The organism is Polaromonas sp., from assembly GCF_030680935.1.
Classification (GTDB): domain Bacteria; phylum Pseudomonadota; class Gammaproteobacteria; order Burkholderiales; family Burkholderiaceae_C; genus Polaromonas.
Window position 1 is genome coordinate 86,342 of the sequence record NZ_JAUXUP010000026.1, and the last position, 13,935, is coordinate 100,276.

At 63.4% G+C, this 13,935-nt stretch carries 10 protein-coding genes; 6 read left to right on the forward strand and 4 right to left on the reverse strand.

Annotated features, from left to right (window positions below):
- Positions 1 to 106: 106 nt before the first annotated feature.
- On the reverse strand, positions 107 to 3,325 hold the full coding sequence (locus tag Q8L50_RS07335) for an exodeoxyribonuclease V subunit beta (RefSeq protein ID WP_305348008.1): 3,219 nt from the start codon (positions 3,323 to 3,325) through the stop codon (positions 107 to 109).
- On the reverse strand, positions 3,322 to 5,826 hold the full coding sequence (locus Q8L50_RS07340; RefSeq protein WP_305348009.1) for a PD-(D/E)XK nuclease family protein: 2,505 nt from the start codon (positions 5,824 to 5,826) through the stop codon (positions 3,322 to 3,324). Before Q8L50_RS07340 ends, Q8L50_RS07335 begins: the two co-directional genes overlap by 4 nt.
- A gap of 108 nt (positions 5,827 to 5,934) precedes the next feature.
- On the opposite strand from Q8L50_RS07340, the gene trxA reads away from it, so the two are divergent.
- The 6 genes from trxA to Q8L50_RS07370 all read left to right on the forward strand — a co-directional run bounded on the left by trxA (position 5,935) and on the right by Q8L50_RS07370 (position 11,834).
- Entirely contained in the window at positions 5,935 to 6,267 is a 333-nt protein-coding gene (trxA, locus tag Q8L50_RS07345) for a thioredoxin TrxA (RefSeq protein WP_305348010.1), read from the forward strand.
- Positions 6,268 to 6,537: 270 nt separating this feature from the next.
- Positions 6,538 to 7,800, forward strand: coding sequence for a transcription termination factor Rho (gene rho / locus Q8L50_RS07350; RefSeq protein ID WP_188709245.1), 1,263 nt, complete (start codon positions 6,538 to 6,540; stop codon positions 7,798 to 7,800).
- A gap of 199 nt (positions 7,801 to 7,999) precedes the next feature.
- Positions 8,000 to 8,284, forward strand: a complete 285-nt coding sequence (locus Q8L50_RS07355) for a type B 50S ribosomal protein L31 (RefSeq protein ID WP_305348011.1) — start codon at positions 8,000 to 8,002, stop codon at positions 8,282 to 8,284.
- Between the two features lie 108 nt (positions 8,285 to 8,392).
- Entirely contained in the window at positions 8,393 to 10,099 is a 1,707-nt protein-coding gene (locus Q8L50_RS07360) for a hypothetical protein (RefSeq protein ID WP_305348012.1), read from the forward strand.
- Positions 10,100 to 10,248: 149 nt separating this feature from the next.
- On the forward strand, positions 10,249 to 10,923 hold the full coding sequence (locus tag Q8L50_RS07365) for a GNAT family N-acetyltransferase (protein ID WP_305348013.1): 675 nt from the start codon (positions 10,249 to 10,251) through the stop codon (positions 10,921 to 10,923).
- The gene (locus tag Q8L50_RS07370) at positions 10,920 to 11,834 is read left to right on the forward strand and encodes a carbon-nitrogen hydrolase family protein (protein WP_305348014.1); all 915 of its coding nucleotides are present in this window, start codon (positions 10,920 to 10,922) and stop codon (positions 11,832 to 11,834) included. Before Q8L50_RS07365 ends, Q8L50_RS07370 begins: the two co-directional genes overlap by 4 nt.
- Positions 11,835 to 11,867: 33 nt before the next feature.
- On the opposite strand, the gene phoR is transcribed toward Q8L50_RS07370, so the two are convergent.
- Positions 11,868 to 13,211 carry a phosphate regulon sensor histidine kinase PhoR gene (gene phoR / locus Q8L50_RS07375; RefSeq protein WP_305348015.1) on the reverse strand — a complete coding sequence of 448 codons (1,344 nt, stop codon included), beginning with the start codon at positions 13,209 to 13,211 and terminating at the stop codon, positions 11,868 to 11,870.
- The gene (gene phoB, locus Q8L50_RS07380) at positions 13,208 to 13,933 is read right to left on the reverse strand and encodes a phosphate regulon transcriptional regulator PhoB (protein ID WP_305348016.1); all 726 of its coding nucleotides are present in this window, start codon (positions 13,931 to 13,933) and stop codon (positions 13,208 to 13,210) included. The genes phoR and phoB overlap by 4 nt, the downstream gene beginning before the upstream one ends.
- Positions 13,934 to 13,935 lie beyond the last annotated feature (2 nt).

Genomic DNA, 13,935 nt, shown 5'->3' on the forward strand with positions numbered 1-13,935 from the left:
ACAGCCAGAAAGGGCTGCAAGGTCAAAAAGCTTGAAAACTGCGTCCAGGCGGTTCTCGCGGGCCATGCACCCATTATTGCAGGGCGCCACCCGCCCGGCACCGGACTCAGTCCACTTCGATCACCTTGCCCTGCGGCGTCAAAAACGCGGCCTTGACCATCACGCCGGGGTAGACGGACTGCACGCCCGTGCGGTAGAGCTGCATTTTCGCCAGCAAGTCGGGCTGCTGTTGCGGCGCACTGCCTGACTTGTAGTCCAGCACCCACCAGTGGCCTTCGTGCCCCGCATCGCGGCGCTGCACCAGGCGGTCCAGCCTCAGGGTCTGGCCCTGGTGAACCAGCTCCACCTCGTTGCCCTGCCAGGCCATCACGGCCGGGTCCCAGGCCCAAGCGCCCTCGCCCGCCAGGATGCGCTGCGCCTTGTCAGCGGCTTCACGCGCCTGCGCTGCGTCAAGCCGAAACTCGCGTTGCACCGCACGCAGCCGCGCGTCCGACACGCCGCCCCACTCCAGCAGCCGGTGCATGGCATTGCCGATGCGGGCCAGCAGGGAGTCTTGGTCGGGGCTTGCCGCAGCGGCTGGCGCAAGCAGGGCAGGGGCTGCGGGCAGCTCCAGCAATACAAAAGGGGTGGCCGTATCGCCCTGGGCCGGGCTGGGGTTTGCAGGTGACGGCGCCGCGCATTCGTCCACGCAACCGGCCAGCCTTTGCCACCAGCTGTCCGGCGCCGGGCGGTAAGGCGTGATCGACGACAGCGTCAATGTGTGTTTGGCACGGGTCAGGGCGACATAGAGCGCGTTGAGCTCTTCGCGCCGCCGGGCTTCCTGCTCGATGCGCAGGGTCTCCAGCGCGCAGGCAGGTGGCCGGGTTTCGCTGACCAGAAAGACAAACTTCTGGGGGACACTCGCCGCGCCCGGCCAATCGACCAGCACCCCCATGCTGTCGGCGTTGCGCTCGGCGGTGTCGGTATCCAGCAGCAGCACGGCCTCAGCCTCCAGGCCCTTGGCACCGTGGATGGTCAACAGGCGCACGGCCTGGCTGTTCACCGTGGCGGGCGCCTGCAGACCCCCCGCCTTGAGCGCGCGCACAAAGGCATAGGGCGTGGCGTAACGACCGCCGTCAAGTTGCAGCGCCGCCGTCAGCACCGCGCCCAGGTTGGCCAGCACGCTGGCGCGCTGCGCAGCGGGCGCGGCAGCGGCAAACCGCGCCAGCACATCGCCGTGGTGGTAAATCGCCTGCAAAGCGTCGTGCGGCGGCAAACTGCCCAGCCATCCTTGATAGAGTATCAAAACAGGCGCCAGGCCTTTGGTGGCAGGCGCAAGCAGCTCTGATTTTTGTAGCACCTCGAACCACGACAGGTGTGAACCGCCTTTTGCCACGGCGATCTGCACCAATGCGTCGTCGCTCAAACCGAACAGCGGCGAGCGCAGGGCTCTAGCCAGCGACAGGTCGTGTTGCGGCGACACCAGCACGTCGAGCAGCGCGACGATGTCCAGCACCTCGCAGCAGTCGATCAAGGCGGTTTTCTCGCCGATCAGCGCCGGGATGTGTATGGCCCGCAGTTCGTCCTGCAAAGGCAACAGGCCGGCGCGTTTGCGCGACAGCACCATGATGTCAGACGGCTGCAGACCTTGCGCCACCTGCCCGGCGATCCACGCTACGGCCTGCCGGGCTTCGAGCGTGCGCAATGTTTCTTCAGGGATCTCGCGCGGAGTCGTCAGGCTGTCGCGCCAGCCGCCTGCCCCGTCGCCGCCGTCCTCGGCTTCGCGGCGCGGAATTGGTGGCAGTCGGCCCACTATGCCGGCCTCAAGGGAAGCGGTGGTGTGTTCGCGAAAACCGTCGTAGCCGTCGTTCTCGCGCGCTGCAGCCATCACGGTATTGACGGTGTGGATCACCCCCAGGGCGTTGCGCCGGGTGTGGTCACAACTGAGCAGATCACCGCCCAGGCCTTCGCGCACAAACTGCTGCGCCGCCTTGAAAACCTGCGGCTCGGCGCGCCGGAAGCGATAGATGCTCTGCTTGGGGTCGCCGACGATAAACACGCTGGGTGCGTTGCCGGCACCGCCATAAGCGCTGAGCCAGGACCACAGCGCCTGCCACTGCAAGGGGTTGGTATCCTGGAACTCGTCGATCAGCAGGTGCCGGATGCGCGCGTCCAGGCGCTCCTGCACCCAGCCGGACAACACCTCGTCGCCCAGCAACACACCCGCCACGCGTTCAATGTCGTTCATGTCGACCCAGCCGCGCTCGCGCTTGAGCGCGGTGAACTCGGCGATCAGCAGGCGGCTCAAACGGGCCATGCGCTGTTGGTACAGCCACGCATCGTGCTGCTGGCGTGCGGCCAGCACGAGCAGCACCAGGTCTTGCGCAATGCGCACCTGCTCGATGCCGGTAATTTTTTCGCCAAACTTTCGCGGTGTGCCTTTCTCGGTCAGCAAGGCGGAAAAAGCCGCCGGCATGTCGCCAGACGTCAAGGCCTGCTCCAGCTCCACCCCCTTGGCCGAAAAGGTGGGCGCACTGGCGCGGCCCAGGGCCACGGCGGCATCACGCAGGGTCTGGCGGTGAAAGCGGTTGGTGCTTAGCAACTCTTCGGGTTCGTCGAGCCCGCCGAATTCGGTGAACTGCAAAGTGAAGTGCTGCACCGAGGCGTCCACCACACCGGCAGCGTCGGCCAGCGCAAATTCGGTGCGTTTGTCGAGCGCGGCCTGCAGCGCCTTGTCGGTCTGAAAGCGGCCATGCACCAGGACCACCGCTTCAAAGTCGGCCTTGAGGTCGGGCTGTGCCAGCAGCGCCGCATAAAAGCGCCGCCAGACCAACGCGCGGGCCGGCGCATCGTCTTCCAGCAGCTCGTAGTTCAGCGGCAGACCCTGCTGCTGCAGCACCACCAGCGGCGCGCTGCGCAGCAAGGCGGCAAACCAGCTGTGAAAGGTGCGTATCTGCACGGCGCGGCCGGTGTCGAGAATGCGCTGGTACAAATTTGATAGCTGCTCACGCCCATCCGCCGTGGGCTGCGGGCCATTTTCGCTTGTAAATCCACGCATGGCGAGCTCACGCAGCAAGGTGGCATCGTCCGCATGGGCAAACTGCTGCAGCCATTCATACAGACGCTCGCGCATCTCGCCGGCGGCCCGTTTGGTAAACGTGATGGCCAGGATTTCCTGCGGCTCGGCCCCGGCCAGCAAGGCCCGCACAATGCGCGACACCAGCATCCAGGTCTTGCCGGCACCGGCGCAGGCCTCGACCGCGACGCTGCGGCGCGGGTCGCAGGCGATGGCGTAAAACGCCTCGGCAGAGACCGGTTGGCCGTTGTGTTCGTAGGCGGCGTTCATGACCAGAAGTCTTTTCTACATAGGCCGCGTGCAGCGCAGTATTCGCAGGCCTTGCCTTCACCCAGCGCGGGCAGTGGCGTGCCGCGTGCCACCCGCGCCATGTCGGTGACGATGCTGTCCAGCAATTCATCACGCAGCGCCACGATGTCTGGCTGTTCATACGTGCGTGTGGCTTCCTTCTCGCCAAGGTTGATGTAGGCCGCTGCCAGCGTGTCGTCCTCGAGCAGGCCCGCGTAAAACGCCAGTTGTGTGTCTTCCTGGGGCTGCTTCAGGCGCTCGGCGGTGGTGGCGCGGGCTTCGGTTTTGTAGTCCATCACCAGCGTGCTGCCATCGGCGAATTTGTCGATGCGGTCTATCTTGCCGATCAAGCTCAAGGCGCCCAGCGGGACTTCGCGCGAGACTTCGCCCGCCTCAAACACCGCCCCGGCGGCTTCGTGGTCCGCCAGCCAGGCCAGGTAGCCGTCACGCACCCTGGGCCAACTGGCGGCAAAAGGCAAAAACTCGCTGTCACTCAAGGCCAGATCGCGTGCGGCCTGCTCAGCCGCTATGTTTATCATAGCTATCCGTGCAGGTGGAGTCTGGGCTGGCGCCTGTTTCAGTGCATCGTGAAAGAGCTTGAGCAGGGTGTGCAGCCAGTTGCCAAAATCGCGCTTGCCAAGTTCACTGTCCAGCTCATCGGCCTCTTGCAGACGCAGCTGGCGCAGCGCAAAAAAGCGATAGGGGCAGCGGCGCAAGTCGTCATACGCGCTGGCCGACAGGCGTCGCACCGGCAAGGCCTCTCCCGTCGGCAATGGGCGCGCCGTTGGCTGGGCGTTGACAAGCCGGGGCTGGCGCGGGTCGAGCGCCACTGGCGGTGCATGAAGTAACAGCAACTCTTGCACAAAGCCGCTGGGCATCAAACGTTCACCGCCTTCGCTTTCACGCCACAACACATCCAGGTGCGAAAACCGCAGGGCGTAGCGCCAGGCCGCGCTCTGGGCTTCGCTCAGGGCTTCGCGCGATGGCAGACCCAGCAAGGCGCGCTGGGCGGGTGTCCACAGGCCGCCGGGTTCGGGCGACACCGCCAGGTGCAACTCGTCGCAACCAGCCAGAACCACCGCCTGCGGTATGCGGCCCAGCAGCTGGCTCAGCGGCAGGATGATGACCTGCTCTTGCGGCGGATGCGCCGGCCTGAAGTCAGCGTCCTCCAGCGCATGGTTAACCCAGTTGCTGAAGTCGCTCAAGTTCATACGCCCGGCATCGGCGAACTCTGCCTCGGCACCTTCGTGCAGCCGCAAGGCATCCAGCACCGCCTGCCCGGCCACATCGCCCGCCAGGCCGTCCCACTGGCCTGCGCTTTGCAGGGCGACACGCAGGTCGCGCAGCCACGCAGGCAGCGGTCTGGCACGCTGCAGCCCATCACGCAGGGCCTGCATCTGCCCTGCCATCGCGTGGCAGGCGGGCAGCGAAGCCGTGACCGTGCGCCAGTCACGCACACCGGCCTGGCGCAATTCTTTTTCAGCCGCAGCCACCGCCTCCGCCTCAAAAGCCGGGGCATTTTTCAGCCAGTCCAGCACCGTGTCGCAACTGGCTTGCCAACTCAAGGCGCGCAGCAAGCCCACCAGCGTGGCCGCAGCCCGGGTAGTGGACAGCTTCCAGCCGGTTTCGTCGCGTATCGCCACCCCGCGCTCGCCGAGCATGGCGCGCACGCGGCGCGTCAGCTCGCGGTCCTGGGCGATCAGCGCCACCGGGCTGCGCCCCTGCGCCAGGTGCGCCAGCACACAGGCGGCTGTGCGCTGCGCTTCGTCGTCGGCATCCTGCGCCGCATGTATGGCAGGCAAGACGGCATCCCCCGGGGCATCGAGTTCCAGCAACACGGCGCGCTCACCGAAATGCGCCTGCAGCGCGGCATGTAGCGGCTCGCTCTGAAAGCCCTCTACCAGCACCAGCAGGTCCACCGGCGCGTGGTCAGCAAAAAGTACATCCGACGGATAAGCAGATGCGGCCACCCAGGCCAGCGCAATCCGGCCCAGCGCTGCCTCCAGTTGCAGCAAAGGCGAGTCCAGACCAGCACCCAGCTCGACAGCCATGCGTACACCCCAGGCGGTTCGCTGTGCGGGAGGCACAGCCGCCGCCAGCCGGGCCAAAGGAGCAGCTGCCTCCACAAGGCGTGGTGCGAGAGCTTCTTGCTGCCGGCCCAGCCCGGCGCTTTCCAGCAACAGCGCTGCCGTCAGCAAATCGTGGGCGGCGTCGAGCCGGATGTCGCCTGCGGCGGGCTCCCAGCCGCCGAGGCTGCCGACCCAGTTCATGGTGGTTTCAAAGCGGGGCACAAAATGGGTATCACCCGCCGTAGCCGCCCAGGCATCCCTGGCCTGCTGCATGAGCTGGGCGTAAGGCAGCAAAACCACCGTCCGGGCGGGGTGGATCTGGCGCTCTGCCAACAACGCAGCAAGTCGCAAGCAGACCTTTTGCCAGCATGCCTCGCCCGGCCCGTAGGCACCGGCTCCGACTATCGCGGCCATAGGCGGCGCCTCATGCGGTGTCTCACAAGGAAACTTGCTTTCTGCCACAATGCCTGCAACTTTAGACCTGACTTCAAAATTTCCGACCCCTCTTCCAAAGGACATGCCATGGCCAGCGAACTGATCAAACATACCACCGATGCCACCTTCGAGGCCGATGTACTGCAGGCCACAAAACCAGTGCTGGTGGACTACTGGGCTGAATGGTGCGGTCCCTGCAAGATGATTGCCCCGATTCTGGACGAAGTCGCTACCGGCTACGACGGCCGCCTGCAGATCGCCAAGATGAATGTTGATGAAAACCGCGACATCCCGGCCAAGTTCGGCATTCGCGGCATTCCGACCCTGATGCTGTTCAAGGACGGCCAGCTTGCCGCCACCAAGGTGGGCGCCATGAGCAAGGCGCAGCTGACCGCGTTCATCGACCAGCAACTGGCCTGACCTTCCGGCCCGCCATGCGAACGATCCCGCCCGCGGATTCTTCGCATGTCAGGGCACCAGCCCTGCGCCTGCCCATCTTGTGCACTGGGGCACTGGCGCAGCCCCGCTTTGGATCTGACGGGCACCTCTGATTTCCTGTCATAATGACCTTGTTCGCTGACCGGCCGCTGCCGGTTGGTTCGAGTTCCCGGTTTGTAAGCCTTCCCTCTGAAGCGGCTTCTTTTCAAACCTCCCCCGTTTCCATCAATGAACTCCGCAAGGAGTAATTCCATGCACTTAAACGAACTCAAGGCACTGCACGTGTCTGAAGTCCTCAAGCAGGCCGAAGAGCTTGAGATTGAAAACGTTGGCCGTATGCGCAAGCAGGAGCTGATGTTTGCAATCATCAAAAAGCGCTCCAAAACCGGTGAAACCATCGTTGCCGACGGCGTGCTCGAAGTGCTGCCCGACGGTTTCGGCTTCCTGCGCGCGCCGGACTCCAGCTACACCGCGTCCACCGACGACATCTACATCAGCCCGAGCCAGATCCGCCGCTTCAACCTGCACACCGGCGACATGATCGAAGGCGAAGTGCGCACCCCGAAAGACGGCGAGCGCTACTTTGCCCTGAACAAGCTCGACAAGGTCAACGACGGCGCTCCGGAAGCGAACAAGCACAAGGTGATGTTCGAGAACCTGACGCCGCTGTTCCCGCGCGAGCAGTTCAAGCTCGAGCGCGACATCAAGGGTGAAGAAAACCTGACCAGCCGCATCATCGACATCGTGGCCCCCATCGGCAAGGGCCAGCGAGCCCTGCTGGTTGCACCGCCCAAGTCCGGCAAAACCGTGATGATGCAGAACATCGCCCACGCGATCACCGCCAATTACCCCGAAGTGGTCATGATGGTGCTGCTCGTCGATGAGCGCCCTGAAGAGGTCACCGAGATGCAGCGCAGCGTGCGCGGCGAAGTGATCTCCTCCACCTTTGACGAACCCGCCGCCCGCCACGTGCACGTGGCCGAGATGGTGATCGAGCGCGCCAAGCGCCTGGTCGAGCTCGGCAAGGACGTCGTGATTTTGCTGGACTCGATCACCCGCCTGGCCCGCGCCTACAACAACGTGTTGCCTTCGTCGGGCAAGGTGCTGACCGGTGGTGTGGATGCCAACGCGCTGCAGCGCCCCAAGCGTTTCTTTGGCGCCGCCCGCAAGATTGAAGAAGGCGGCAGCCTGACCATCATAGGCACCGCACTGGTCGATACCGGCAGCCGCATGGACGAGGTGATCTTTGAGGAATTCAAGGGCACCGGCAATTGCGAGATTCACCTGGACCGCCGCCTGTACGAAAAACGCGTGTTCCCGGCGATTCACCTGAACCGCAGCGGCACCCGCAAGGAAGAGCTGCTGCTGGCCCCGGAAATCCTGCAAAAGTCGCGGATTTTGCGCCAGTTCATGTACAACATGGACGAAATCGAGTCCATGGAGCTGATGCTCAAGAACATGAAAGCCACCAAGAACAACCACGAGTTCTTTGACATGATGCGGCGTGGCGGCTAACTAGCCCCCACGGTCGCTCACTGCGTGTAGCGCCCTGCCCCCCGAGGGGGCCGTTGCGCCTGCGGCCCGGCAAAGCCGGTTCCGCGGCCCCGGCTGACAAATTCGCCCTCACAGACTCCAAAGCACGCTATAATGCGAGGCTTCACGGAAAGTGCTCAAAACTGGTTTGAGTGGCTGCCGAAACGAACAAGGAAAGATCATGAAAGAAGGCATTCACCCCAATTACCGCGAAGTTTGTTTTGTGGACTTGTCCAACAACTTCAAATTCGTCACCCGCTCCTGCGTGAACACCAAGGAAATGGTGAAGATGGACGACGGTCGCGAACTGCCCCTGTACAAGCTCGACACCTCCAGCGAGTCGCACCCCTTCTACACCGGCACACAAAAATCCGTGGACAACATGGGTGGCCGCGTCGAGAAATTCCGCAACCGCTTTGGCAAGACTCCCGCCAAAGACGCAGCACCCGCTGCTGCTGCCGAATAAGCTGCGACACTTTCTCAAGTCCAACCAAAAAAAGCAGCCTGGCACCCAGGCTGCTTTTTTTTGCCCCAAAATCGGGCATTCCCTGACCCATCCACCCCGCCTCGCCCCTTGAACAAGCCCTCGCCCGCCCTTATTGCCCAAGCTGCGGTTCGCCGTTTGCCGCGGCTCGCGCTGCTGCTGTTTTGTCTGGCCTATGTATTGCCGGGCTTTTTGGGCCGCGGCCCCTGGAAAAACGCCGATATCGCCGCCTTTGGCACCATGCGTGCGCTGGCGTCGGGTCAGACTTCGTGGCTGAACCCGCAGTTGCTGGGTCAGGCAGGCGAGTTTGAAGCCCTGGCGCCTTACTGGCTGGGCGCACTGGCCATCAAGGTCCTGCCTTTTCTGGACCCGGCGCTGGCGGTGCGTATTCCCTTCGGCCTGCTGCTGGCGCTGACCCTGCTGTGCACCTGGTACGCCGTGTATTACCTGGCGCGCAGCCCGCAGGCCCAGCCAGTGGCCTTTGCCTTTGGCGGCGAGGCCAGCCCGGTGGATTACGCCCGCGCCATCGCCGACGCAGGCCTGCTGGCCCTGATCGCCAGTCTGGGGCTGGCGCAGCTGTCGCATGAAACCACACCAGCCCTGACGCAACTGGCTTTCACCGCGCTGGTTTTTTATGCCATGGCGGCCAGCGCCTACCGCAGCGCCTACAAGATCCTCGGTCCGGCGCTGGGGCTGGCCATTGGCCTCACGGGGTTGGCCCTGAGCGGGGCCCCGGCCGTGGCCACACTTCTGGGCCTGGGCAGCACCCTGATTGCGCTGGGTGCGGTGTCCGAGAAAAACCAGCCACACCCCTGGCGCTGGGTGCTGCTGACGAGCACACTGACCCTGGCCGTGGCCGCACTCGCCCATGCGTTGGACCTCTGGCGCTGGCATATCGAGATTCCCGGCCTGGAGACCCCTGCCGACCGCAAGGAATGGCGCAGCCTGGCACGCCTGCTGATCTGGTTCACCTGGCCCACCTGGCCGCTGGCCGCCTGGACCTTGTACCGCTGGCGCAGGCAATTGACCAGCCGGCACGTGGCCCTGCCGCTGTGGTTTGCACTGGTGGCGCTGGCCGCCACCGTCACTACCAGCGCCTCGGACCGCAGCCTGCTGCTGAGCCTGCCGCCGCTGGCCGCGCTGGCCGCGTTTGCCCTGCCCACCCTGAAGCGCAGTGTGGCCTCGCTGATCGACTGGTTCACCCTGCTGTTTTTCACCGGCTGCGCCTTCGTCATCTGGGTAATCTGGATTGCCATGCAAACCGGCATGCCTAAGCAGCCTGCAGCCAACGTGGCCAAACTGGCTCCCGGTTTCGAGCCCAGTTTTTCCTGGCTGGCCTTTCTTGCCGCGATGCTGGCCACGCTGGCATGGGCCTGGCTGGTCCGGTGGCGGGCGGGCCGCCAGCGCGCGGCCATCTGGAAATCCATGGTGTTGCCCGCAGGCGGTGCCACGCTGTGCTGGCTGCTGTTGATGACTTTGTGGCTGCCGCTGCTGGACTATGCGCGCAGTTATGCGCCCCTGTCGCGGCAGGTGGCCGCTCGCGTCGACCCGTCGGCCTGTGTGGAGGTGTACGGTTTGAACAGCGCGATGGTAGCGGCCTTTCAGTACCACGGCCACATGGAACTGCGCAGGGCCGGAGCCAAAGCAGTCTGTCCGTACCTGGTGGTCAATGCCGATGCGCAGGGTACGCTCAGCGGGACTATTGACATGCCTGAGTGGGCATTCCTCGCCACTTTGCGCCGTCCGACCGACAGGAACGAGAATGTCCTGCTGTTCAAACGTGTCAGCCGTCCCTGACCCTGGCGATTCTCAAACACTGTTTCCTGTCTCGCTCCTGGAGCCGTTCCTCCTCCCCCCCCAACCCAAAGGGAACAGACGCCAGCGGCGCCTCTTCAACGTTGCACCGCCAACGCAACTGCCACTTTTTTTCACACTCCGCGACCGACATGCCCAAACTCATCGTCAGAAATACAACCCGCGATGACATCGATGCGCTGGTGCGCCTGCAACGTGAGGTCTACCCCCATATTGCCTCCTGGCAGCACGACCGTGTAGCTCACCAGATTGAACTCTTTCCGCAGGGGCAGTTTGTTGCCTTCTACGATGGCCGACTCGTCGGCTGCGCCAGTTCGCTGGTGATCCAGTGGGATGAATGGTCGGAGCCCCACACCTGGGATGAGATCACCGCCAAGGGCACCTTCGACACCCACGACGTCGCCGGCTTGACGCTGTATGGCGCCGAGGTGTTTGTCGCGCCGCTGCTGCGCGGCAAGCGCCTTGGTCACGCCCTGTACGAGGCCAGGCGAAAGGTCTGCAAGGCGTTGAACCTGCGTCGCGTCATCGCCTGCGGCAGGTTGCCGGGGTACCACAAGGTTGCCGACCAGATGCCCGTGGACCTCTATGCCCGCAAGGTGCTGTGGGGCGACATCACCGACCCGGTCTTGAGTTTTCAGCTGCGCGAGGGATTCCGGTACTGTGGCATCATGAAAAACTACATCGCCGACGACCGCGAATCCTGCGGCTACGCGTCCTTGATTGTCTGGATCAATCCGGACTTCGACCCTTCCAGGCCCTCCGGGCTTCAACTGGCGCGCGACGCCGCAAAGGATGTCCAGCAATGACCAACAAACCCCAGGCCGGCGTACACGAACCCAAGCCGATCACCGTACGTATCGCAGCCGTGCAATACCTGCTGCGCTCCATCCACGACTGGAACGGTTTCGAGAACCAGGTGCGCTTCGTGATGAAAGCCGCTGGCGACTACAAACCCCAATTTGTGCTGCTGCCCGAAATCTTCACGACCCAGCTGCTCTCGTTCATGGACACCAGCGACCTGCACCAGGCGGTGCGCAACATGAACGACTACACCACGCGTTATGTCGACCTGTTCAAGGAACTCGCCGCACAGTGGAAAGTCCACGTGATAGGCGGCAGTCACCCGACCATACGAGACGGCCAGCTGCTCAACACCGCCTACCTTTTCACCCCGGAAGGCAAGGTGTTCACCCAGGACAAGATTCACCTGACCCGCTGGGAAAAGGAAAAATGGAAGGGCGACCCCGGACACCACCTGCGGGTATTCGACACGCCGCATGGCCGCATTTCAATCCTTATCTGTTACGACATCGAGTTCCCCGAGCTGAGCCGCAAGGTCTGCGAGATGGGCGCCGACATCATCTTTGTGCCATCGTGCACCGACGATCGCCAGGGTTTTCTGCGCGTGCGTTATTGCTGTCACGCCAGGGCCATCGAAAATCAGGTTTACGTCGCTGTCACCGGTACCGTGGGCAACCTGCCGGTCGAGGGTTTGGGCCTGCATTATGGCCAGGCGGCCATCATCACGCCGTCGGACTTTCCTTTTGCACGCGATGGCATCGCCGCCGAAGGTGTGCCCAATATGGAGCAGATCGTGATTGCGGATGTGGACCTCGGCAAGCTGGTCATGAACCGCGTCAATGGCACCACCATTCCGCTTTATGACAAGCGGGTCGACGTCTACGACAACGATGTGGAGATCGTCTCGACGATCTGACCCAGCCGGTCAAGGCATCAGGCGCCCGGGGAATCAGGCCCGCTGGAGCTGACGCACCCGCGCAGCCGGGAAGACGATTGAAAATCGCGATCCCTGACCCGGCTGACTTTCAATACGCAACTCGGCGCCGTGGCGCTGGGTCACATGTTTGACAATCGCCAGCCCCAGCCCGGTGCCACCTGTTTCGCGTGAGCGGCTGCGGTCAATCCGGTAAAACCTTTCGGTCAGACGCGGAATGTGCTCGGCAGCGATGCCGGGGCCGCTGTCCACCACCCGAAACTCCCCACGGCCATCGTCCAGCACGCTCCAGCTGACCTTGATCAGACCCCCCTGTGGCGTATAACGCACTGCGTTGGTGACCAGGTTGGACATCGCGCTGAGCAGCTCATTTTGTACGCCGGCCAACTCACACGGTGGCCCGGTGTCGAACTCCAGCCGGTGCCCGGCAGGTGCCAGGACCACAGAAAGCGCCCTGCCCTCCTGCTCGCAATGCGCCAGCAGCGCGCTGGTGGCGACCCACTCGCTGGTGTCTGGAAAAGGACTTCCTTCCAGTCGGGACAAAGTCAGCAGATCATTGACCAGCGTCTGCATGCGTTGCGACTGCTGCGCCATCAGACCCAGGTAACGCGTGCGTTCGGCCTCCTTGAGTGGCAGTGTTTGCAGGGTTTCAATGAAACCGGACAACACCGTCAGCGGCGTGCGTATCTCATGCGACACGTTGGCAACAAAATCGCGGCGCATGGCTTCTGCCAGTTCCAGCGACGTGATGTCCCTGGACAAAAGCAGCTTGCGGCGGTTGCCATAGGCATGCAGATGCACCGACAGCCGGACGGGCCGAGCCGGAGAGGAACGCCCTCCTGGAATGGTCACGTCCCTCGAAAAATTGCCTGACGCCAGGTAGGCCGTGAACAAGGGGTCGCGTACCAGATTGGCGATATGCTGCATCACATCGCGGTGCGCATCAAACCCGAAGTGCTGAGCTGCGGTCTGGTTGCACCACTCAATCCGGCCATCGGGATCCAGTAGCACCACCCCATTGGGCGACGCTTGCATCGCCGACAGAAATTCATTCAGGCGCGCCTGACTTTCAAGGTGCTGGCGATCACGGCTTCTGAGCAACCTGCGAGTGCGGTCAGCCAACTCGCCCCACACACCGCCTATGACCGGCGCCGTGCTTGAAAGTACGCCCGGCTCCTGCGCATTCTGCTCGGACCGCAACCACCGCAGCAATTTGGCAATGTACAGGCTGTCAAGCAGCAACCAGGCAAACCCGGCGACCAGCAAGCCCGGCTCCAGGCCGTCTTTTCCCGCCAGCCACCAGCCCACACCAGACCCAAGCAGCAAACAGACTGAAAACGTTAGCCAGCGATTGATCATGCCCCGGATTGTGACGCAGCAGACTGGCCCGCCGACACAAGCGCCGTCAGCCGGTAGCCGGCGCCGCGAACGGTTTCAACCATCGCACCGGCAGAGCCCAGGGCTTCACGCAGACGTTTGACATGCACATCCACCGTGCGCTCTTCAATGAACACGTGGTCGCCCCAGACCTTGTCAAGCAGCGTGCTGCGGCTGTGCACACGCTCGGCATGTTTCATCAGGTAATGCAGCAGTTTGAACTCGGTAGGCCCCAGCTTGAGTTCCTGCCCCTGGTAGGAGATGCGGTGGGTCGCCGCATCCAGCAGCAACTCGCCCACCGTCACACTGTCATTGACAGACTCGGGTGCGCGCCGGCGCAACACCGCGCGGATGCGGGCCAGCAGCTCCTGGGTTGAAAAAGGCTTGGTGATGTAGTCATCGGCACCCGCGTCCAGGCCCGCCACCTTGTCAGGTTCATCGCCCTTGGCAGTGAGCATCAGGATGGGAATGCCTTTGGTGCGGGGCTGCTTGCGTAAATGCCGCGCCAGCGCCAGCCCGCTTTGCCCCGGAAGCATCCAGTCGAGCAAAATCGCATCGGGCAGCACAGCATCGAGCTCACGCTGCGCAGCCACGCTGTCACCGGCGATCACTGGCGAAAAACCGCCGTGCGAGAGATTGACGGCAATCAGCTCGGCAATCGCCGGCTCATCTTCAACAATCAATATGCGCGGTTGATGTTTCATGA